The following is a 21,313-nucleotide window of genomic DNA, read 5'->3' on the forward strand; positions in this document are numbered from 1 at the left end:
CCCTGAGTAGCCTCTTCGCATGACCGGAGGACACGGCGCGGATGCCGGCGCGGCGGATCGCGCGCTCGTGCTCATGCTGCTGGGCACGGTGCTGCTCGTGTCGCCGGCGCGGCTGCTCTGGGCTCGAGGCCTGCTCGCGGTGGCCGCGGTCTTCGCGGTCTGGGCCGCGCTGATCGCGCTCGCCGTGCTCGCGACGCGCTCCGACCGTGGCGACCGCGGCGACCTGCCGAGCGGCGATCTCGCCCGCGGCGAGCGCGAGCGCGAGCGCGGCGACCCGGCGCCCGGCGCCGGTGATCGAGGGCCGCCGTGATCGACGTCGGTGTCCTCCTCTTCGCCACGGTGGCCTGGCTCGCCGTGCTCGCCGCGATCGCGCTCGCCGCGCAGCGCGAGCGGATCCCCCGCGCGCTCGCGCGCCACCCGCTCGTCCTCGCCCTGTCGCTCGGCGTCTACGCCTCGTCGTGGACCTACTACGGCGGCGTCGGCTTCGCGCAGCGCCACGGCCTCGTCTTCCTCGCGGTCTACCTCGGCCCGACGCTCGCGTGCATCGCCACCCCGCTCCTCTGGTCGCGCGTCCTGCGCATCACGCGCGAGCAGCGCCTCTCCTCGCTCGCCGACCTCTTCGCCTTCCGCTTCCAGAGCCCCGCGGCGGGGGCGGTCGTCGCCGCCTTCTCCGTCGTCGCCAGCGTGCCCTACATCGCGCAGCAGTTCCGCGCGACCGAGCAGTCGGTCCGCGTGCTCTCCGGGCCAGGGCACGAGGAGGCCGTGGGCGCCGTCTTCTGGGCGCTGCTCACGCTCTTCACGGCGTTCTTCGGCGCCCGCCCGGCCGCCGAGCAGGGGCGGGAGGACGGCCTCGCGGCGGCTGTCGCGTTCGAGTCGGCGGCGAAGCTCGCCGTGCTCGCGGCCGTGGGCCTCGTCGCCGTGCTCGGGGTCTTCGGCGGGGCGGGCGGGCTCGCGGACTGGCTCGGCGATCACGCCGCCGAGGTCGAGGCGCTCGGCCGCCCCGTGCGCGAGGACAGCGGCTGGACGTCGATGCTCGTCATCAGCTTCGCCGCCGCCTTCCTGCTGCCGAGGCAATGGCACATGGCGTTCGCGGGCGGCACCGGCGACCGCGCGCTCGCCAAGGCGGCCTGGGCCTTCCCGCTCTTCCTGCTCGCGCTCAACCTGCCCGTCCTTCCTGTGCTCTGGGCCGGGACCCGCCTCGCGCCGGCCGAGCCCGCCGACAGCTACGTGCTGCTCGTGCCGCAGCTGCTCGGCCAGGGCTGGCTCGCGCTCGCCGCGTTCATCGGCGGCATCTCCGCGGCGAGCGCCATGGTCATGGTCACGGCCGTCGCCCTCGCGAGCGCCAGCGCCTCGCACCTGCTCCTGCCGCTCGCCCGGAGGACGCTGCGCCGCAACGTCTACGCGCGCGTGCTGTGGCTCCGCCGCGGGCTCCTGGTCGTCCTCCTCGCCGGCGGGTGGCTCTTCCACCGCGCGCAGCCGCACCGCGGGCTGCTCGTCGAGAGCGGCATCGTCTCGTTCGTCGCCTTCGCGCAGTTCCTGCCGGGGCTGCTCGCCGCGCTCTTCTGGGAGCGCGCGACGCGCGCCGGGTTCCTCGCAGGGCTCCTCGCCGGCATCGGCACGTGGACCGCCACCTGCCTCGCGCCCTTCCTGCCCGAGCTCTCCGGCCTCGACCCGGGGTGGCTCGATCTCCTGCGCGAGGGCGCGGGCCAGGCCGACCCCGGGGCGACCGCGGCGGCCATGGACACGTGGTCGCTGCCCACGTTCGTGTCGCTCGCCGTCAACGGCGCCACGCTCGGCCTCGTCTCGCTCCTGCGCCCCCCGGCCGAGGAGGAGCGCGAGGCGGCGCGCCTGTGCACCCGCCGCGAGATCGGCCCGTCGGTCGAGCGCGCGACCGTGGCCTCGAGCGTGGGCGCGCTGGAGGAGCGGCTCGCGCGGCTGCTCGGCCGCGAGGCGGCCGCGCTCGAGGTCACGCGCGCCCGGATCGAGCTCGACATCCCGCGCGACGAGACGCGGGCCACGGAGCTCCACGCGCTGCAGGAGCGCCTGCACCGCAACCTGTCGCCGCTCGTCGGCCCGGTGCTCGCGAGGACCGTCGCGGAGGCGGACGCGCAGGCCGCCCCCGGGGCGCTCGGCGGCAGAGCGGCGAGCGGCGCGCTCACCGAGGAGCTCCGCTGGCTGGAGCGGCGCCTCGCGCGCGGGGAGGCCACGACGACGTTCGTCGGCGCCGCGAAGGAGCTCGACCTCCTGCGGCGCTGGCTCCGCTCGGTGCTCGCGCAGCTCCCCCTCGGCGTCTGCGCCGTGGGCTCCGACGGCGCGATCAGCCTCGTGAACCGGCGCCTCGAGGCGCTCGTCGGCGCCGAGGAGCGCGACCTCGTCGGGGCGCCGCTCGACCGGCTGCCGGCCCCGTTCGCGGAGCTGTTCGCGCGCGCCGCCCGCGCCGCCTCCGCGGGCGAGGCCGGCGCGGACGAGATCGAGGCGCACGTGGCCGGCCGCGCGCGCTCGCTGCGCGTCCACCGCGCCGCGCTCGACCCGCTCGACGCGCGCGCCGCCTCGGGGGGCGTGGTCCTCCTCGTGGAGGACCGCACCGAGCAGCGCGCGCTCGAGGCGCAGCTCGCCCACCGCGACCGCCTCGCCCAGCTCGGCCGCCTCGCCGCCGGCGTGGCCCACGAGGTCGGCAACCCGCTCACCGGCATCGCCTGCCTCGCGCAGAACCTCCGCGCCGAGTCCGACAGCGACGAGATCCGCGCGCGGGCGGGCCTCATCCTCGGCGAGGCGGCGCGCATCGAGGCCATCCTGCGCTCCCTGCTCGACCACAGCCGCACCGGCGCCGTGCCGAAGCCCGGCGAGGGCGCGCGCGCGCGGGTCGGGCGCGTGGCGCTCGCCGAGGTGGTCGCCGAGGCCGTGCGGCTCATCCGGCTCGACCGAGCGGCGCCCCTCGTCCGGGTGGATCAGGCCTGCCCAGAGGCGCTCGTCGTCATCGGCGACCGGCGCGAGCTCGTCCAGGTCTTCGTCAACCTGCTCGCGAACGCCCGCGACGCGTCCGAGGCCGGCGCGCTCATCGCCGTCCGAGGGTGGATCGAGGCGGGCCAGATCGTCGTTGAGGTCGAGGACCACGGCAGCGGCATCCCCGAGGAGCTGCTCGCCGCTGTCCTGGAGCCGTTCGTGACGACGAAGCGCGACCCGAGCGGCACGGGGCTCGGCTTGCCGCTCTCGCGCTCGATCGTCGAGGACCACGGCGGGACCCTCTCGCTGCGGAGCGCGGTGGGGCGGGGGACGACGGTCGTCGTCCGGCTTCCGCTCGCGGGCGCGGGGTGAAGCGGTCGGCGCGGGACGTCGGGTGTTACCGATCGTAACGAGACGTGGCCGAACGAGCCCGCCAACGTGCTTGCCCCGTGGACGAACAGGTATTCTCACGTCTGCTTGCGTGGTATTGAGATCAAAGAGAGCAGCATTCTGCGAGCCGGGGGTGACAGGGCATCGACCCACGCGCTGCCCGGCCCCTCCTCCTCCCTCGCGTGCGGGGGAGGAGGAGCCATGAAGAACACCCTGGCTGCCTCTTTCCGCTCGGCGCGCCTCCAAGCCCGTCTCCGGCCCTCTCGACGAGCGCTGGAACTCCTCCGAGGAACCGTTCTCATGGCACAGACGTCTCCCCAAACCTTCGCCGTGACGCCCACGACCCCGGCCCCCGCGGCCGAGCGTGAGGTGGTCAGCAGCTCCACGCTCTGGAAGGTCATCTTCGCGTCCGCTGGCGGTACGATGATCGAGTGGTACGACTTCTATATCTTCGGGAGTCTCGCCGCGATCATCTCGACCCACTTCTTCCCGAAGGACAACCCGACGGCGAGCTTCCTCTTGACGCTCGGCACGTTCGCCACAGGCTTCGTCGTCCGCCCGTTCGGCGCGCTCGTGTTCGGGCGCATCGGCGATATCGTTGGTCGGAAGTACGCGTTCCTCGTGACCCTGCTGCTCATGGGCGGCGCGACGGCGCTCATCGGCTTCTTGCCGACGTACGAGAAGATCGGGCTCCTCGCCCCGATCGCGCTCGTCCTGATCCGCCTCGTCCAGGGCCTCGCGCTCGGCGGCGAGTACGGCGGCGCGGCGGTGTACGTCGCCGAGCACTCACCCGACGAGAAGCGCGGCTTCTACACCTCGTTCATCCAGATCACGGCGACGCTCGGTCTGTTCGTCTCGCTGGCGGTCATCCTCAGCACCCGCCTCCTCGTGGGCGAGGAGGCCTTCAAGGACTGGGGCTGGCGCATCCCGTTCCTCCTGTCGGTCCTCCTCGTCGGCGTGTCCTTCTACGTGCGTTCCCGCCTCAAGGAGTCGCCGATCTTCAGCAAGCTCAAGGCCGAGGGGAAGACGTCGACCGCTCCCATCAAGGACAGCCTCGGCAACAAGCGCAACTGGAAGGTCATCCTGATCGCCCTCTTCGGCGCCACGGCCGGCCAGGGCGTGGTCTGGTACACGGGGCAGTTCTATGCCCTCTACTTCCTGCAGAACACGCTCAAGGTCCCGTTCATCACGGCCACGATCGTGATCGCCACCGCGCTCGCCCTCGGCATGCCGTTCTTCGTGTTCTTCGGCGCGCTCTCCGATCGCATCGGCCGGAAGAAGATCATGCTCGCGGGCAACCTGTGCGGCGCGATCGGCTTCTTCCCCGTGTTCTGGGCGATGAAGCAGAACGCGGACAACCCGGTCGTGCTCACCGCGCTCGTGTTCGTGCTCGTGCTGTTCGTCACGATGGTCTACGGCCCGATCGCGGCCTACCTCGTCGAGGCCTTCCCTGCGAAGGTGCGTTACACGTCGCTCTCGATCCCGTACCACGTCGGCAACGGCGTGTTCGGCGGGCTCTTGCCGCTCATCGCCTCGTCGGTGACGGTCGCGACGGGCAACATCTACGCGGGGCTCCTCTACCCGATCGCGGTGGCGCTCATCACCGTCGTCGTCGGCGGGATCTTCCTGAAAGAGCGCAGCGACGTGCGCCTCTGGGACGAGCTCGATCGCGCGGCTTGACGGCGATCTCCCGGCGGACGGAGCGCTGCTCGCGCGCCGTCCGCCGCCTCCCGCTCCTCGCAGATCCGCGGGATACGGGCTCAGCCGTCAGGCAAATGAGCCCGTAGAACTGAAACCTCCCTCGAATTTCCGGAAAATTGAACAGGGAGGCGGGGAGGAGGGGAGTGAAATCCCACCAACCTCCCCGTCTCCCCGCCTCCCTGTTCAACTTTTTTTCTGCTCGAAAATGCCAATACAATGAGGGGCAGAGCGACGTCTGGACGATGGCCTCTCCCCTCGGCGACGCGGGCTGGAACGAGCCGGCGAAGTCGCGGTTCTTCCTGAACCGCGGCGTCCAGGGCGGGACGGTCGGCCCGAACGACAACTCGGACCCGTGGAACCTCCCGACGATGATGGCGAACGGGGGCGAGACCGCCGAGCCGTTCAACACGGCCATCTGCACCTGTGGTTCAAATAACTTCTCTTCATGGAGCCCGGGCGTCCATGGGAGACGCGATGTCGGCAAATCGCGTCGATGAATAGTTTTGTTGCCACTGATGGCCGTGGGCTCGCCGGTGTGCCCCATGCTGCTTCGTTACATTGAACCACAACATGGTATTGATTCGTCGCGGGCCTGAGAGAGCGGTTGTTCTTGACTCGGTGCGTGGTGTGATCGAAGGGTCGCTGGTCGGGCGTCGTGAATGGGAAACCGGAAGCTGGAATCTGGGGGACCATGAAACGGGCCACGACAAAGGTAGGTTGAGCGCGCCGTGTCATATGCTTTGCGCGCGGCGCGTCGGCGTGGCATCTTACGGAACTTGCTTGCGGCCTTTCGGCCGCTTTCGGGAGAAAAATCATGCGCTTTGCTAGCTTGCTGAGCTTCGGCTCGGTTTCGGTCGCTTGCTGCCTTGCTGCCTGCATCGCCGCGTCTCCGGACGAAGAAGAGATCCTGTCTCTGGAGGGCGAGCTGCTCAGCCCGGACTCGACGATGTCTGCGGAGCTGTCGTACCAGTCGCAGTGGCCGACGGGGTACTGCGCGAACGTGACCGTGAAGAACACGAGCTCCAGGCCGAGCACGTCCTGGGGCCTCTCGATCGGGCTCAACGGAGCGACGCTGGCCAACTCGTGGAACGCGCGGATCACGCAGTCGAACGGGCAGCTGAACGCCACCAACGAGAGCTACAACGGCTCGCTGGCAGCAGGAGCGTCGACGGGCGCAGGAGCGTCGACGGGAGCCGGAGCGTCGACGACCTGGGGGTTCTGCGCGAACGGCACAGGGAAGCCCTCGATCACATCGGTCAACGGCAACGGGAACGGAGGTTCGACGTCGGTGAGCTCCAGCAGCAGCGCTTCGAGCAGCTCTAGCAGCGCTACGAGCAGCTCCAGCAGCAGCTCCTCGGCCAGCTCTGGCGGAGGCGGCGCGGGCGGCAGCGGGGGCTCGGGCGGCGGAGGCGCCGGCGGCAGCGGTGGAGGCCCGGTGGTCAATTCCGGCCTTCCGACGCCGCCCGGACCCAGCAATGTGGCGAAGCCGTCCGGCGCGGCCGGCGGGTTCAGGGTCATCAACTGGGCCGGCTTCACGGGCGCCGTCTCGTACACGTTCGACGACTCGAACTCGAGCCAGATCCAGAACTACGACACGCTGAACGCGCTCGACGTTCCGTTCACCTTCTACCTCCAGACCGGCAAGAGCGAATCGACCAATGCGGTGTGGCAAAGGGCGCTGAGCGACGGGCACGAGCTCGGCAACCACACGAAGAGCCACTCGAGCAACGACAGCGGCGCCGATACGGACGCCGCGACGCAGTTCATCGAGAGCAGGTTCGGCACCAAGGTGTGGACGATGGCGGCTCCGAACGGCTCGTCCGTGTACTCGAACATCGCCAGGACGCGCTTCCTCATCAACCGGGGGGTGGCCAACAACCTCATCGGCCCGAACGACTCGACCGATCCGTTCACGCTGCCCTGCTACATCCCGCCGACCGGCGCCTCCACGACGGTGCTGGACCAGCAGGTCACGAGCGCGCGGGACGCCAGGAAGTGGCGCACCGTCCTTGTGCACGGCTTCACCGGCGGCTCCGACGGCGCTTATCAGCCCATAGGGCTGCAGGCCTTCGTCGATCACGTCAAGCACTCGAAGGCGCTCGGCGACATGTGGCTCGACAGCGTTGTCAACGTCGGCGCTTACTGGCGCGGCCAGAAGGCGGTCTCCTCCGCCACCACCTCGACGTCAGGCGGCGCGACGACCTACACGTGGCAGCTCCCCGCCAACTTCCCGCCGGGCAAGTACCTGCGCGTGACGGTCACCGGCGGCACGCTCAAGCAGAACGGCGTTCCGCTGAGCTGGGATCCGCACGGCTACTACGAGGTCGCGCTCGACGCGAAGTCCGTGACGCTGTCGCCGTGACGAAGCGGGCCCGCGCCCCGCGGGCCCCCTCCCGCCGCGACCTGCGCGGTGAGTTTTTGAACCGCCAAGACACCACGAGACGCCAAGAAAACAACAATCATCTTGGCGTCTCGTGGCGCCTTGGCGGTTTCATTGTGCCGGCAGGGTAGGGACTTCCCACAAGCTTCCGCAAAAGAGCTCTGTCTCCTCTGCGGTTCCAACGTGCACTTGCGTGGGTTGCTTGCGGCCCGTCCCGCCGTTTTCAGGAGAGAATGTAAGCGCTTTGCTAGCTTGCTGAGCTGGGGCTCAGTCTCGATTGCTCGCTGCGTCTCGCGGGTTGGCGCCGCCTAGCTCGACGGCCAGACGTCTGTCCATGGACGGCCAGACGTCTGGCCACGGCGACGCTCAGCCGCCCGTCACAGCCGCGGATCGACCGGCTCGCTCTCCAGCGCCAGCACCCCGAACACACACTCGTGCACGCGGTGGAGCGGCTCCCCCTCCACGAAGCGGTGGAGCGCCTCCAGGCCGAGCGCGTACTCCCGCAGCGCGAGCGCGCGCTTCGACGACACGCTGCGGCTCCGCAGCCGCGCGAGGTGCTGCGGCGCCAGGTACTCCGGCCCGTAGATGATGCGCAGGTACTCCGGCCCGCGGCACTTGATCGCCGGCTGGACGAGCCCGCGCGGGCCGCGGACCACCCACTCCCATGACTTGACCACCATGCCCTCGCCGCCGCGCTCGACCATCTCCGTCCAGAAGGCCACCGCCTGCGCCTCGCTCTGCGGGTCCGAGAGGTCGACCACGCGATGCGGGGTCTCCACGAAGAACGCCGGATCGACCTCGGCGAGCCGCGCGAGCTGCCGCAGGTGGAAGCCGTGGTCCCGCGCCGCGTGCACCGCGCCCTCGCTCGCGAGCAGGTGGAACGGCGCCAGCCGGATGTCCGAGAGCGACCGCACCGGCCAGCAGTAACGCCGGTAGGCCGCCACGTACCCGTCCATCGCCGCCTTCCGGGCCGCGTGCCGCTCGAGCAGCTCCCGCGCGCTCTGGTCGCGCGCGGCGGTCATCGTGAGCGCCCGCACCGCCGCGTCGAGCGACGCGCGGCCCGACGAGCCCACGGCGGCGTACTGGCCGCGCAGGAGATCCTGCGCCTTCGCCGACCAGGGCAGGAGCTCCGCGTCGAGGCAGACCCAGTCCGTGCGCAGCTCGGCCCACAGATCCGCCCGATCCATCGCCGCCCGCACCCGGTCGATGAGCTCCCGGCTCCGCGCCTCGTCCGAGAAGAACGGCCTGCCCGTGCGCGTCGTGCACACGCCGAGCGGCCCCTCGTCGAGGCGGAACCTCCGCCGCCGCGCGGCCTCGTCGCGGCACACGGTGAGCACCGCGCGCGACCCCATGTGCTTCTCCTCGCAGACGACGCGGCCCACGCCGTTCTGCCGGAAGTACGCGAACGCCTCGCGCGGGTGCTCGAGCAGGCCCCCGTCCTTCGCCGTCTCGCTCGGCGACATCGTCGGCGGCAGGTAGATGAGCCACCGGGGATCCACGGCGAAGCGGCTCATCGCCTCGAGCGCCGCCGCCGCGTTCTCCTCGCGGATCGTCACCATGCCGTGCACCCGCGTCCGGATCGCGCGCCGGCCGCGCACGTCGTCGATGTCGAGCACGTCGTAGGCCTGGCCGCGCGGCTCGGCCTTCGGCTCGCCCGCGAGCGGCGCGAGCGGCTTCGCGGGCTCGTAGTACACGCGGCGCGCCTTGACCTCGACGAGCTCGCGCTCCGGGTAGCGCAGCGCGGTGAGCGCGCCGCCGAACACGCACCCCGTGTCGATGCAGATCGTGCGGTTCTCCCACTCGGCCACCGTCGTCGGCGTGTGGCCGTAGACCACCATCGCCTTGCCGCGGTACTCCGAGGCCCAGTTGTACCGCACGGGCAGGCCGTACTCGTCGGTCTCGCCCGTCGTCTCGCCGTACAGGCAGAACTCGCGCACCGCGCCCGAGCCCCGGCCCTGGAACGCCTCCTTCACCCCCGCGTGCGCGACAGCGAGGTTGCCGTCGTCGAGCACGTAGTGGCTGACGAGCCCGTCGATGAAGTCCGCCGCCTTCGCCTTGAACGCGTCCGTCTCCGCCTCGAGCTGCTCGAGCGTCCGCTCGAGCCCGTGCGTCGGCTTCACGTCGCGCCCGCGCAGCTTCTTCAGCAGCTTCACGTCGTGGTTGCCGGGCACGCAGAGCGCAGCGCCCGACGCGACCATCGCCATCGCGAGGCGCAGCACGTCCGGCGAGCGCGGCCCGCGGTCCACGAGGTCGCCGAGGAAGATGGCGCGCCGGCCCTCGGGGGGCGACACGCGCGGCGCGTCCGGCAGCCCCTCCAGCTTGTAGCCGAGCGCCTCGAGCAGCTCGACCAGCTCGTCGAAGCAGCCGTGGACGTCGCCGATGATGTCGAACGGCCCGCGCTCGTCGCGGCGATCGGTCCACAGGCGCTGCCGCTCGATCGTGGCCGCCGCGACCTCCTCGGGCGAGGAGAGCACGTGCACGTAGCGGAAGCCCTCGCGCCGGAGCTCCTTGAGCGAGCGGCGCAGCTCGCGGCTCTGGCCCCGTACGACGTGCGGGCCGAACTGCCGGTCCGGCCGGCCGGCGTTGCGCGCGTGGCAGAGCTTCTCCGGCATGTCGAGCACGATGGCCACCGGCAGCACGTGGTGCTCGCGCGCGAGCGCGACGAGCGGCCTGCGCGCGTCCGCCTGCACGTTGGTCGCGTCGACCACGGCGAGCCGCCCCGACGCGAGCCGCTTGCCCGCGATGAAGTGCAGGACCTCGAAGGCGGCCCCGCTGGCGGCCTGATCGTTCTCGTCGTCGGACACGACGCCGCGGTAGTGATCGGACGAGAGGATCTCGGTCGGCTTGAAGTGCGCCCGCGCGAACGTGCTCTTGCCGGAGCCGGACGCGCCGACGAGCACGACGAGCGAGAGGGAAGGGACGATGAGGGGGGCCTGCTCGCTCACGACGCGACCTCCGTCGCCTGCGCGAGGGCGCTGCCCGCGCTGCCCGCGCCGCCGTCCTGGGCCTCTCCGCCGCCCGCGCCGCTCGTGCCGCCCGCGCCGCCTTCGCGCGTGAAGATCGCCATCTGCGTCGGCGCGCCGAGCGAGGGATCCATCGGGCCGATGGGCAGGTGCTCGACGGCGTAGCCGTGCGCGGCCGCGACCCCCTCGCAGAAGGCGTGGAACTCGGCGCGCGTCCACTCGAAGCGGTGGTCGCCGTGGCGGAGCGCGCCGCGCGGCAGCCCCTCGAACAGCGCGTTGTACTCGGCGTTCGGGGTGGTCACGAGGACGACGCGCGGCCGCGCGTGCTCGAAGACGCTGCGCGTGAGCGCGCCGAGCCGCGAGAGGTCCACGTGCTCGATGACCTCGACGAGGGTCGCGGCGTCGTAGCCCGAGAAGCGCGCGTCGCGGTAGGTGACCGACGCCTGGAAGAGCTGGATGCGCCGCCGCTGCTTGTCGGGCAGGTCGTCGAGGCGCAGCCGGTTCTTCGCGATCTCGAGGCTGCGCACGGAGACGTCCGCGCCCGCGACGCGCTCGAAGACGCGCTCGTCGACGAGGCGCTTCAGCAGCTTGCCCTCGCCGCAGCCGAGGTCGAGCACGCTCCTCGCCTCGGCGCGGCGGAGCGCCGCGACGACGGCCTCGCGCCGCGCCTCGTCGAGGCTGATCCGCGCCTCGCCCCGGTCCTCGGGCGCGGCCTTCTCGTCCTCGGCCTCCTCGGGGCTCGCCTCGTCGTCGGCCACGAGCCGCGCGAGCGCGGCCCGGAAGAGCGGCCGGCTGTGCTTCAGGTAGCGGAGCGCGATCGCCTCGCGCTCCGGGTGCTCCGAGAGCCACCCCTTGCCCTTGGCGAGGAGGTTGTCGACCTCGGCGTCGCCCACGTAATAGTGCTTCTTGTCGTCGAGCACGGGCACGAGCACGTAGAGGTGCGCGAGCAGCTCCCTGAGCCGGCACGTCCTCGCGAGCGAGACGCGCAGGTAGGCGCTCTGGCCCCACTCCGGGAACGCCTCGTCGAGCGGGAGGCGCTCGGCCGCGATCTCGTAGCCGAGCGGCTCGAAGAGCCGCCGGAGCAGCGCCTCTCCGCCGCGGCACGGCAGGGCCTCGATCGTGGCGGAGAGGGGGATCGGCGCGTCCGCGAGCTCCGGGCGGTCGCGGCACTTGCCGCCGAGCGCCGAGCCGAAGACCTGCGCGATCGCCACGGAGAGGAACGACGAGGCGACGTAGGGCCGGTCGTTCACGTACTGCGCGAGCGTCCCGGGCTCGCCCGCGCCGCGCCCGCGCACGAGGTCCACGGGGTCGACGTCGAGCAGGAGCGCGGCGGTGCACCGCTCCTCGGTCGCCTCCGGATAGAACACGTGCGCCTTGCCGAACGACAGCGGGAACGACTGCGTGTTCGCAGGGTTCTTGACGAGCAGGTAACCGAGGTCGGTCGCCGGCCGGTGCGTGGTGGTGAGCGTCAGGAGCATCGGGGGCCCGAGTCTACGCGAGAGGGACGACGCGCGACACGCTCGGCGCGACCGCGCGGAGGCGGCTTCACCGACACGGGGGCCCGGCGCTGCTAATTTTGAACGGGTGACGCAGGAGCCCGCAAGCCAGGGAAAGGCCCACGTCGGCGAGGCCGTGGTGATCACCACGGCCGTGCTCTGGCTCCTCGACTGGATCGACCATGGAAGCTTCGAGCCCTGGCGCGGGCTGGGCACCGCGGCGTGGGTCGCCGCGGTCCTCGGCGCGCTCACGCTGGTGGCGCGCCGCATCGAACCGCAGCGCGCGCCGATCTGGCGTCAGCTCGTCGTGCTCGCGTTCACCGCCGGGATCGCCAGCTCCATCGCCAACACCTCCTTCTTCCTGGTCGCCACGGCGCTGCCCGAGGTGTTTCCAGAGGGACCGCGGCGGCCGCTCGTGGCCACCGCCGTCGTGGGCTTCTTCGACGGCGACGCCTTGTTCGGCTTCTGGGCGCTCCTGATCGAGCTGCCTCGACAGATCGGCGCCGAGCGGAGGCTCGAGAGCGAGCGGCGCGCGCTGCGCCAGGAGGTCGAGCTCGCGCACATCCGCGCCGCGCTCGAGCCTCACTTCGTGCTGAACACGCTCAACACGATCGCCGGCCTGGTGACCGAAGAGCCGGCCGAGGCTCGCGCCCTGATCGCGACGCTCGGCGACCTGCTGCGGGACATCATGCAGGGATCGCGGCGATCCCATCACACGGTCCGCGAGGAGGTGAGCTGGCTGCGGGGCTTCGCGCGCATCCTGGAGTCCCGGCACTTCGGGCGGCTCGCCTTCGAATGGGACGTCGACGCCTCGGTGGACGACTGCGTGCTCCCGGTGCTGCTGCTCCAGCCCCTGCTGGAGAACGCGGTGCACCACGGCGCGCTGCGCCGGCGGGAGCGCGGCCGCGTCGTCCTGCAGATCACCGGGGAGGCAGGACACCTGCGCTGCGCCGTCGAGGACGAGGGCCCCGGCTTCGACCTGGGCGCTGTCCCGCCGGAGGGGCGGGGGCTCGCGCTGGTGCGGCGCCGCGTCGCGCTGGAGTCGGCCGACGCGTCGCTGCGCATCGACTCGAGGCCCGGCCGGACGCGCCTGGAGGTCACGCTGCCCAGGAGGACCGCATGAAGCAGCTCTCCGCTCTCGTCGTCGAGGACGAGTGGCCGGCGCGCAACTTCCTCGTCCAGCTGCTGCGCGATACAGGGAGCTTCGGGTACATCGCCGCGGTGACGAACGTCGAGGCGGCTCGAGAGGCGCTCGATCGCATCGACCTCGGCATCGACGCCGTCTTCGTCGATATCCGGCTCGTCGATCGCCCTGGAGACACGTCGGGCCTCGACTTCGCCCGCTCCCTCTCGGATCGCGCGAGCCCGCCGGCGGTGGTGCTCGCCACCGCTCTGGCGCACCACGCGCTCGATGGGTTCGAGATGGGCGCGGTCGACTATCTCCTCAAGCCGTTCACGCTCGACCGCGTCACCACGTGTGTGGCGCGGCTCCTCGAGCGACGCCGGGCGCCGTCCCCGAGCGCGGGAAAGCCGCGACTGGTCGCGCGAAGAGACGACCGCCTGGTCTTCCTGGACCTCGACGGCATGCTGGCATTTCAGGCGGCGGAGCGGCTCACCTATCTCCACCACGTGGACGGCGTGTTCTCGGTGGACCTCTCGCTCAACGCGCTCGGGGCCACGCTGGGCGACCGTGTCCTTCGCGTGCACCGCAACTGGCTCGTCGCCCCGGCGTACGTGCGCGGGCTCGGCCGGCTCGACGGGGAGCTGATCCTCGAGGTCGGTCCAAGTCTCCGCGTGCCCGTCTCGCGCGATCGCGCGCGCGAGGTCCGCCAGCGGCTCCTGGAGAACACCGTCGGCATCACTCTGCCCGACTGAGCTCGCCTCTCTCGGCCGAGAGGACGAGCTTCCCGAGCTCGATCCCGAAGCCCTCGATGTCGAACACATCGTACGTGTTCGTCCCGAGGATCACGCGCGTGTTCGCCGCCGGGCAGTCGACCGCGACCCCTCCGAGGCCATAGTCCCCGGCGCCGGCCGCGGCGTAGACCGTCTTGCCCTCGAGGTCGTGGGCGCCGCCCGAGAGGTAATGCGTCTCGTACGACGCGAATGCGGCCGGACCGAGCACCTCCCCCTTCCAGACGGCGACCAGCCAGCGCTCGAGGTCGGAGACGGTCGTCACAAGCCCGCCATTGCCGACGAGCGACCAGGTGTACGGCCATCCGGCGGGGTCGTTCTCACCGAACGTCGAGGCGTCGTATCCGATCGCGGTGTCGACCTGCTCCCAGATCGGGTCACCGAAGAACCCGCTCTGTCGCATGTGGGCGGGAGCGAAGAGCTCGTCACGCACGTAGTCCGTGAACGCTCGCCCCGAGACGGTCTCCACGACGTCGGCGAGCAGCGTGTAGCCGGAGTTCGAGTATTCCTCGTCGCTCCCCGGCTCGAACAGCAGCTCCTGCGCGAAGATCCGCTGGCGCGCTTCGAGCCGCGTCATCGGCTCGAAGTCACCCTCCGTGTCATGGTACTCATCGAACCCGGCGCGGTGCTGGAGGATCTGAACGAGCGTGATCTCGGCCTTGTCGGCCGGCACGTCATCGAAGAGGGTCGCGAGCGAGTCGGTGACCGCGAGCGCGCCGTCGCCTTCGAGCTTGAAGATGGCCGTCGCGGTCAGGTCCTTCATCACGGAGCCGAAGTCGTACGCCGTGCCGGCCACGTTGGGGATGTTGTTGTCTCGATCCGCCAAGCCGTAGCCGCTCGCGAGCACCTCGGCCCCGTCGACCGTGACCAGCACCGACCCGGAGAACCCGGCCGCCGCCGCGTCCGAGAGGCGACGCTCGAGCTCCTCGCGGAGCTCGTCCCGCTCGGGGAGTGCGGGCGACTCCCCGCTGCACGCAAATTGTGGGACAGCCAGCGTCACCAGGCCGGCTGCCATCAGCCATTGCAATATCGGTTTCATGCCGCGCCAGACTGCCAGCCGAGCTCGCGAAGATCAGGGACGAACCGACGAGCGCCAGGTCCTCGGCCACGAGCGGGGGATTCCGCGGGACGAGCAGCGCTTTGCTCTCGTTCTCTGGCCTGTTCGCCGCCGCCTGCGCCGTCGCCGCGGCTCTGGCCCCACCCCCCGAGGGGCCGTCTCGGACGTGCGCTCCCGCGCGAGCCCCAGAGCGCCGTCTTGGCCGGATCGAGGCCAGTCGTGGCTCGCCCGTCGAGGGCGACGGGCGCCGGGTCGAGCCGGTACACTGCGGCGGGCGGGCGGGTGCGCTCGTGGACTCGGGGAATTTATGAGCACAAGCTCTGAGCTTCTGGACAAGAAGATCCGCGTCGTCGTCGGGGGAATGGCGGTCGAGTGGGATCTCGAGAACGGGCAGTGCAGCTGGGCCGGCGTCCCCTCGGTGTCGATGTTCCTGCCGAGCAGCGTGGTTGGGCTGATGTCCGGCTTCCAGCGGATGGCGGGGACCGAGCGCTTCAACCTCGCCGTGGAGAGCGGAGGGCGGCTCAGCATCGACGACGACTGGGACTACATCTCCGGTTATCCGACGTTCGAGGAGGGCTTCAAGGCGCTCGGCGCCGGCGCGGCCACGGCGGGCTGGGGCGTGTGGCACATGCTCTCCCTGGACCGGGAGCGGAAGGAGGCTTGCTTCCGCGTGGTGAACGGGTGGGAGTCCGTCTACCAGAAGGAGCTCGACGTCTGCTGGGGCAGCAGCATGATCGCGGGCAAGCTGGCCGGATACTGCACCCGGCTCTTCGGGGAGGAGTGCGACGTCGAGCAGACGTCGTTCGCCGCCCGGGGCGACGCCTGCGACGAGTTCACGGTGCGCCCCGCCACGACCAGCCTGGAGGACCGGCTGCAGCGCCTGCTCGACGAGGAGCGGGCGACGAAGACGGATCTGGCCATCGCGCTGCACAAGCTCAAGCGCGAGGTCGATGAGCGCGCCCGCATCGCCGAGGAGCTCCAGCGGACCGAGCAGGAGCTCCGCGACAAGCTGTCGTTGATCGAGCGGCAGCAGCACGAGCTCCGCGCGCTCGCCACCCCGATCATCCAGGTGTGGGACGGCGTGCTGACGCTCCCGTTGATCGGCACGCTCGACGGCGTGAGGGCAGGCGTGATCACCGAGGAGCTGCTCGACGCCATCGTCAGGACGGGCTCCCGCTATGCGATCCTCGACATGACCGGCGTGGACAGCATCGACGGCGAGACGGCCGATCACGTGATCCGGATCATCCGCGCGGTCGAGCTGCTCGGCGCCAAGGGGGTCATCACCGGCGTGCGCCCCGCGGTGGCCGCGCTGATCACGTCGCTCGGCCTGGAGCTGTCCGCCGTGACCACGCAGCGGAACCTCCGGGAGGGGCTGCGCATGTGCATCCAGTCGCTCTCGGACAAGCGCGCAGCGGTGTGAAGACGGCGGGCGGTGGGGCGCCGCCCGCCGGCGATGGCTCTGCCCGCCAGAGGTCCGCCCAGGGAGGGCCATGGCCGGACGTGTCCCCGGCTCGCGCTCTACGCTTGCGGCCAGGGTCAGCGGCGGTAACGGTGGTGGCGGTGCGATGGCGCGCGTCCGAGGCGCTCCCGTCGCGTGACGCCGCGAACAATCAAGAGAAAAGGCCCATGAAGCTTCGTTCCCTCTCGGTCCTGATCTGCGCCTTCGCCCTCGGCGCTGCGTCGTGCTCGAAGGAGGCGCCGAGCGCCGGCAAGACCGCGCCCGAGCCGGAGCAGGCGAAGGCGGCGCACGCGCCGGCCGACGTGAAACCCGGCTCCCACGAGGACTGGTGCGGAGAGCACCAGGTGCCCGAGTCGCAGTGCACCCGCTGCAACGCGGATCTGATCCCGGCCTTCAAGGCGACGGGGGACTGGTGCGCCGAGCACGGGCTGCCCGAGTCGCAGTGCCTCAAGTGCAATCCTGATCTGAAGATCGTCCGGCCGCCGAAGGGGAGCTGACGTGCCAGGCCGCGCTGGCATCGCGGTGCTCCTGCTCCTCGCCGCGCTCCCGGCCTGCGGGGGCAAGGGGACCGACAGCTCCGCGGCGGAGAAGGCCGGGGCGAAGCGGAGCGCGGCGCCGGCCGTCGAGGGCGCCATGTGCAAGGAGCACGGCGTGCTGGAAGCCCTCTGCACGAAGTGCAACCCGAGGCTCGTCCCCGTCTTCCAGGCCAAGGGAGACTGGTGCAAGGAGCACGAGCTCCCGGAGTCCATCTGCCCCATCTGCCACCCCGAGCGCGGAGGCAAGCCGGCGGCCGACGTGGCGAGCGACGGCGCGCCTGCCGACGGGACGAAGGTCAAGCTCAAGACCAGGGACACGGCCCGGCTCGCCGGCATCCTCACCGCGAAGGCCGTCGAGCGCCAGGGCGGCGGCGGCATCCCCGTGACCGCCAGGATCGTCTACGACGCGCTCAAGGTGGCGGAGATCAACGCCCGCGCCGCGGGGGTCGTCCGGCAGCTGCACGTGGACGTGGGCGCGGAGGTCAAGAAGGGCGCGCCGCTCGCGATCATCGACAGCGCCGGCGTGGGGGCGGATCGCTCGCGGCTCGCCGGCGCGCAGTCGCGCCTCAAGATCGCCGAGGAGAACCTGAAGCGCGAGGAGCAGCTCGAAAAGGAGGGGATCTCGTCGCGCCGGAGCGTCCTCGCCGCGCAGCAGGAGCTCGACGCCGCCCGCGCCGAGCGCGCCTCCTTCGCGGCCTCCCTGGCCGTCGTGGGCGCGAGCGCGGGCGGGAGCGGGGGCTATACGCTCGCGACCCCGCTCGCAGGCGTCGTGACGCAGCGGAAGGCGACCGTGGGCAGGCTCGTCGGCGTCGAGGAGACCCTGTTCGAGGTGGTCGACGTCTCGAGCATGTGGGCCGAGCTCGACGTGCCCGAGACCGAGCTTGCCGCCGTCTCGCTGAAGCAGCCGGTGGTCATCGAGGTCGACGGCATCGCGGGGCGCGAGCTCCGAGGGGAGATCACGTACGTGGCGCCCGCCATCGACCCGGCCTCGCGCACGGCCAAGGCGCGCGTCCCGCTCGCGAACCCAGGCGGCGCGCTGCGGGCCAACATGTTCGGCAGGGCGCGCATCCTCGCCCCATCCCGCGCGGCGGTCGTGGTGCCCCGCGCCGCGGTGCAGCGCGCGAGGACGGTGAAGCTCGTGTTCGTGCGGCTCGCGGACGACCAGTTCGAGGCGCGGCGGGTCGAGGTCGGCGCGACCGAGGGCGACCTTGTCGAGGTGACCAGGGGCGTGCGCCCGGGCGAGGAGGTCGCGACCGAAGGGAGCTTCCTGCTCAAGACCGAGACCCTCAAGGAGAGCATCGGCGCCGGCTGCTGCGGCGAGGACTGAGCCGCGGGCCATGCTGAACGCCGTCATCACGTGGTCGCTCCGCCACCGTTTCCTCGTGATCCTGGCCTCGATCGGCCTCTCCCTGGCGGGCCTCCTCGCCTTCCGCCGCCTGCCGATCGACGCCTTCCCGGACACGACGCCGGTGCAGGTGCAGATCAACACCGTCGCGCCTGCCCTCTCGCCCGTCGAGATCGAGCGCCAGATCACGGCGCCCGTCGAGCAGGCGATCTCTGGGCTGCCCAGGCTCGAGGAGGTCCGCTCGCTCTCCCGCTTCGGCCTCTCGCAGGTCACCGCCCGCTTCGAGGACGACACGGACATCTACCTGGCCCGCCAGGTCGTCATGGAGCGGCTCCAGACCGTGGCGCTGCCGCCGGGGATCCATCGCCCGGAGCTCGGCCCCGTCGCCACAGGGCTCGGCGAGGTGTTCCACTACGTGGTCACGGGCAAGGGCAAGTCGCTGAGCGAGCTGCGGACGGTCCACGACTGGGTCATCGCGCCGCAGCTCCGCTCGGTGCGCGGCGTGGCCGAGGTGAACGCGTGGGGCGGCGATGAGCGGCAGATCCAGGTGCTCGTCGACCCGGCGGAGCTCACCGCGCGGGGGCTCTCGCTCCACGACCTCTCCGAGGCCCTGGAGCGCAACAACGCCAACGTGGGCGGGGGCAACCTGGACCAGGCCGGCGAATCCAGCCTGATCCAGGGCATCGGCATCGCCACGCGCGTGAGCGACATCGAGGACATCGTGGTCGCCGCCAAGGGCGGGGCGCCCATCCGGGTGCGCGACGTCGCGCGCGTGGTCGAGGGGCGCGAGATCCGGCGGGGCGCCGTCACCGCCGATGGCCAGGGCGAGGTCGTGCTCGGCCTCGGCTTCATGCTGATGGGCGAGAACAGCCACGACGTCACGACGCGGCTCAAGGCGCGCCTTTCGGAGGTCGAGAAGAGCCTGCCGCCAGGGGTCGACGTCGCCGTCGTGTACGACCGCACCGAGCTCATCGACAGGGTGCTCGGCACCGTGGAGAAGAACCTGCTCGAGGGCGCGCTCCTCGTCGTCGCGGTGCTCTTCGCCTTCCTCGGCAACCTCCGCGCCGGGCTCATCGTGGCCTCGGCCATCCCCCTGTCGATGCTCTTCGCGTTCGACCTCATGCTGCGCGCGGGCGTCGCGGGGAGCCTGATGAGCCTCGGCGCGATCGACTTCGGCCTCGTCGTCGACAGCTCGGTGATCATGGTCGAGAACTCGGTCCGGCGGCTCTCGGAGGACGCGAGCGACCGGAGCACGACGGACGTCGTGCGCGACGCCTCGATCGAGGTCCGCAAGCCGACGATGTTCGGCGAGCTGATCATCATGATCGTCTACCTGCCGATCCTCGCGCTCGAGGGGGCGGAGGGGAAGCTGTTCCGGCCGATGGCGCTCACCGTCATCTTCGCGCTCATCGGCTCGATGATCCTGTCGCTCACGCTCATGCCGGCGCTCGCGAGCCTGCTCCTGCCGCGCCGCGTGAAGGAGCGCGAGAACGTGCTCGTGCGCCTCCTCAAGCGGGCCTACCGGCCCGCGCTGCAGCTGGCGCTGAGGTGGCGCTGGGCGGTGCTCGCCGGGGCCGCGCTGCTCCTCGGCAACGCGGCCTTCCTCGCGACGCGGCTCGGCGCCGAGTTCGTGCCGCGGCTCCGTGAGGGCACCCTCGTCGCCAACACCGTGCGGCTCTCGGGGGTCTCGGCGGGCGAGTCGATCCGCTACGGCACCCGGCTCGAGCGGGTCCTCCTCGACAGGTTTCCGGACGAGATCGAGCGCGTCTGGACGCGCACGGGCACCGCGGAGGTGGCGACGGACCCGATGGGGCTCGAGCTGTCCGACATGTTCATCACGCTCAAGCCGCGGGAGGCGTGGAAGCGCGCCGCCACGCAGGACGAGCTCGTCGAGGCGATGGAGTCCGAGCTCGCGGGGATGCCGGGCATGCGCGTCATCTACACGCAGCCCATCGAGATGCGGGTCAACGAGATGGTCGCGGGGATCCGGGCCGATCTCGGGGTGAAGCTGTTTGGCGACGACTTCGACACGCTCAAGCGGAAGGCGCGCGAGATCGAGGCCGCCCTCAAGACGATCCCCGGCGCCGCGGACGTCGTGACCGAGCAGGTGACAGGCCAGCCCGTGCTCGAGATCGAGGTCGACCGCGCCGCCATCGCCCGCCACGGCATCGCGGCCGCCGACGTCCTGGATGTCGTCGAGGCGCTCGGCGCGCGGGAGGTGGGGCAGCTCCAGGAGGGCGAGCGCCGCTTCCCCGTGGTGCTGCGCATCGACGATCGCTACAGGCAGGACCCCGCCTCCATCGGCCGCATCCTGGTCACCGCGGCCGGCGGGGAGCGCATCCCGCTCGCGCGGCTCGCGAAGATCCGCACGACCGAGGGGCCGGCCGCGATCAACCGCGAGTGGGCCAAGCGCCGGATCGTCGTGCAGGCGAACGTCCGGGGCCGCGACGTGGGCACCTTCGTCGAGGAGGCGAGGGCGAGGCTCGATCGGGAGGTCGAGCTCCCGCCCGGTTACTACGTCCGCTTCGGCGGGCAGTTCGAGCACCTCGAGCGGGCGCAGGCGCGCCTGCTCGTCGTCGTGCCCATCGCGCTCGGGCTGATCCTGCTCTTGCTCTACTTCACGTACGGGCGGCTCCTGGACGCGGTCCGCGTCTTCACGGGCGTCCCGTTCGCCGCGATCGGCGGCGTCGTCGCGCTCTGGCTCCGCGATCTGCCGTTCAGCATCTCCGCGGGCGTCGGGTTCGTGGCGCTGTCGGGCGTCGCGGTGCTCGGGGACATGGTGCTCGTCTCGACCATCCGGCAGCTCACCGCGGCCGGGATGCCGGTGCGCGACGCCATCGAGCTCGCGGCCGAGCGGCGCCTCCGCCCGGTCCTCATGACGGCGCTCGTCGCCTCGCTGGGCTTCGTGCCGATGGCGCTGAACACGGGCGTCGGCGCCGAGGTCCAGCGCCCGCTCGCGACCGTCGTGATCGGCGGCGTGATCTCCTCCACGCTGCTCACGCTGCTCGTCCTGCCGGCGCTCTACAGCGTGGTCGGCGGGAGGCTCCGCGCGGACGCCGCCGGCGAGGCGAGCGCCTCCGAGCCGCCGCGGCGCGCCGGCGCGGCCCTGTCGCCCGCCGCGGAGTAGGC

General features: G+C 71.5%; 14 protein-coding genes. 11 read left to right on the top strand and 3 right to left on the bottom strand.

All coding sequences use genetic code 11. From position 1 onward, the window contains the following. Window positions 1-19 precede the first annotated feature (19 nt). From WMF44_RS14815 to WMF44_RS14835, 5 genes are all read left to right on the top strand, one after another. On the top strand, window positions 20-310 hold the full coding sequence (locus WMF44_RS14815) for a hypothetical protein (RefSeq protein WP_437299766.1): 291 nt from the start codon (window positions 20-22) through the stop codon (window positions 308-310). Next, window positions 307-3,315, top strand: coding sequence for an ATP-binding protein (locus WMF44_RS14820; RefSeq protein ID WP_437299767.1), 3,009 nt, complete (start codon window positions 307-309; stop codon window positions 3,313-3,315). Before WMF44_RS14815 ends, WMF44_RS14820 begins: the two co-directional genes overlap by 4 nt. 318 nt (window positions 3,316-3,633) lie before the next feature. Beyond that, window positions 3,634-5,013 (top strand): MFS transporter, encoded by a 1,380-nt coding sequence (locus WMF44_RS14825; protein ID WP_437299768.1) that lies wholly within the window; start codon window positions 3,634-3,636, stop codon window positions 5,011-5,013. A 263-nt stretch (window positions 5,014-5,276) separates the two neighbouring features. Beyond that, window positions 5,277-5,531, top strand: coding sequence for a hypothetical protein (locus WMF44_RS14830; RefSeq protein WP_437299769.1), 255 nt, complete (start codon window positions 5,277-5,279; stop codon window positions 5,529-5,531). 317 nt (window positions 5,532-5,848) lie between these two features. Further along, the gene (locus tag WMF44_RS14835) at window positions 5,849-7,396 is read left to right on the top strand and encodes a cellulose binding domain-containing protein (RefSeq protein ID WP_437299770.1); all 1,548 of its coding nucleotides are present in this window, start codon (window positions 5,849-5,851) and stop codon (window positions 7,394-7,396) included. A gap of 395 nt (window positions 7,397-7,791) precedes the next feature. On the opposite strand, the gene WMF44_RS14840 is transcribed toward WMF44_RS14835, so the two are convergent. Then, the gene (locus WMF44_RS14840) at window positions 7,792-10,359 is read right to left on the bottom strand and encodes a polynucleotide kinase-phosphatase (RefSeq protein ID WP_437299771.1); all 2,568 of its coding nucleotides are present in this window, start codon (window positions 10,357-10,359) and stop codon (window positions 7,792-7,794) included. Beyond that, a complete protein-coding gene (locus WMF44_RS14845) occupies window positions 10,356-11,855 on the bottom strand; it encodes a 3' terminal RNA ribose 2'-O-methyltransferase Hen1 (RefSeq protein WP_437299772.1) in 1,500 nt (499 codons plus the stop codon). Before WMF44_RS14845 ends, WMF44_RS14840 begins: the two co-directional genes overlap by 4 nt. Before the next feature lie 106 nt (window positions 11,856-11,961). On the opposite strand from WMF44_RS14845, the gene WMF44_RS14850 reads away from it, so the two are divergent. Further along, complete coding sequence (locus WMF44_RS14850; protein WP_437299773.1) at window positions 11,962-12,996, top strand: sensor histidine kinase; 1,035 nt, start codon at window positions 11,962-11,964, stop codon at window positions 12,994-12,996. Then, a complete protein-coding gene (locus WMF44_RS14855; RefSeq protein ID WP_437299774.1) occupies window positions 12,993-13,748 on the top strand; it encodes a LytR/AlgR family response regulator transcription factor in 756 nt (251 codons plus the stop codon). The genes WMF44_RS14850 and WMF44_RS14855 overlap by 4 nt, the downstream gene beginning before the upstream one ends. On the opposite strand, the gene WMF44_RS14860 is transcribed toward WMF44_RS14855, so the two are convergent. Next, window positions 13,732-14,799, bottom strand: coding sequence for a serine hydrolase domain-containing protein (locus WMF44_RS14860; protein ID WP_437299775.1), 1,068 nt, complete (start codon window positions 14,797-14,799; stop codon window positions 13,732-13,734). The genes WMF44_RS14855 and WMF44_RS14860 overlap by 17 nt on opposite strands. Window positions 14,800-15,148: 349 nt before the next feature. On the opposite strand from WMF44_RS14860, the gene WMF44_RS14865 reads away from it, so the two are divergent. From WMF44_RS14865 to WMF44_RS14880, 4 genes are all read left to right on the top strand, one after another. Beyond that, window positions 15,149-16,264 (top strand): STAS domain-containing protein, encoded by a 1,116-nt coding sequence (locus WMF44_RS14865; protein ID WP_437299776.1) that lies wholly within the window; start codon window positions 15,149-15,151, stop codon window positions 16,262-16,264. A 206-nt stretch (window positions 16,265-16,470) separates the two neighbouring features. Continuing rightward, the gene (locus WMF44_RS14870) at window positions 16,471-16,800 is read left to right on the top strand and encodes a hypothetical protein (protein WP_437299777.1); all 330 of its coding nucleotides are present in this window, start codon (window positions 16,471-16,473) and stop codon (window positions 16,798-16,800) included. Window position 16,801: 1 nt separating this feature from the next. Beyond that, the gene (locus tag WMF44_RS14875) at window positions 16,802-18,166 is read left to right on the top strand and encodes an efflux RND transporter periplasmic adaptor subunit (protein WP_437299778.1); all 1,365 of its coding nucleotides are present in this window, start codon (window positions 16,802-16,804) and stop codon (window positions 18,164-18,166) included. A 10-nt stretch (window positions 18,167-18,176) separates the two neighbouring features. Next, the gene (locus WMF44_RS14880; RefSeq protein WP_437299779.1) at window positions 18,177-21,311 is read left to right on the top strand and encodes an efflux RND transporter permease subunit; all 3,135 of its coding nucleotides are present in this window, start codon (window positions 18,177-18,179) and stop codon (window positions 21,309-21,311) included. The last annotated feature ends 2 nt before the right edge of the window (window positions 21,312-21,313 follow it).

Source organism: Sorangium sp. So ce426 (assembly GCF_051475585.1).
In the GTDB taxonomy this organism is placed as follows: domain Bacteria; phylum Myxococcota_A; class Polyangia; order Polyangiales; family Polyangiaceae; genus Sorangium; species Sorangium cellulosum_B.

Excerpts from the sequence above, each read along its gene's own strand:
- WMF44_RS14815 (WP_437299766.1), top strand. The coding sequence starts at position 20 with ATGACCGGAGGACACGGCGCGGATGCCGGCGCGGCGGATCGCGCGCTC.
- WMF44_RS14825 (WP_437299768.1), top strand. The coding sequence starts at position 3,634 with ATGGCACAGACGTCTCCCCAAACCTTCGCCGTGACGCCCACGACCCCG.
- WMF44_RS14830 (WP_437299769.1), top strand. The coding sequence starts at position 5,277 with ATGGCCTCTCCCCTCGGCGACGCGGGCTGGAACGAGCCGGCGAAGTCG.
- WMF44_RS14835 (WP_437299770.1), top strand. The coding sequence starts at position 5,849 with ATGCGCTTTGCTAGCTTGCTGAGCTTCGGCTCGGTTTCGGTCGCTTGC.
- WMF44_RS14845 (WP_437299772.1), bottom strand. The coding sequence starts at position 11,855 with ATGCTCCTGACGCTCACCACCACGCACCGGCCGGCGACCGACCTCGGT.
- WMF44_RS14855 (WP_437299774.1), top strand. The coding sequence starts at position 12,993 with ATGAAGCAGCTCTCCGCTCTCGTCGTCGAGGACGAGTGGCCGGCGCGC.
- WMF44_RS14860 (WP_437299775.1), bottom strand. The coding sequence starts at position 14,799 with ATGGCAGCCGGCCTGGTGACGCTGGCTGTCCCACAATTTGCGTGCAGC.
- WMF44_RS14865 (WP_437299776.1), top strand. The coding sequence starts at position 15,149 with ATGAGCACAAGCTCTGAGCTTCTGGACAAGAAGATCCGCGTCGTCGTC.
- WMF44_RS14870 (WP_437299777.1), top strand. The coding sequence starts at position 16,471 with ATGAAGCTTCGTTCCCTCTCGGTCCTGATCTGCGCCTTCGCCCTCGGC.
- WMF44_RS14880 (WP_437299779.1), top strand. The coding sequence starts at position 18,177 with ATGCTGAACGCCGTCATCACGTGGTCGCTCCGCCACCGTTTCCTCGTG.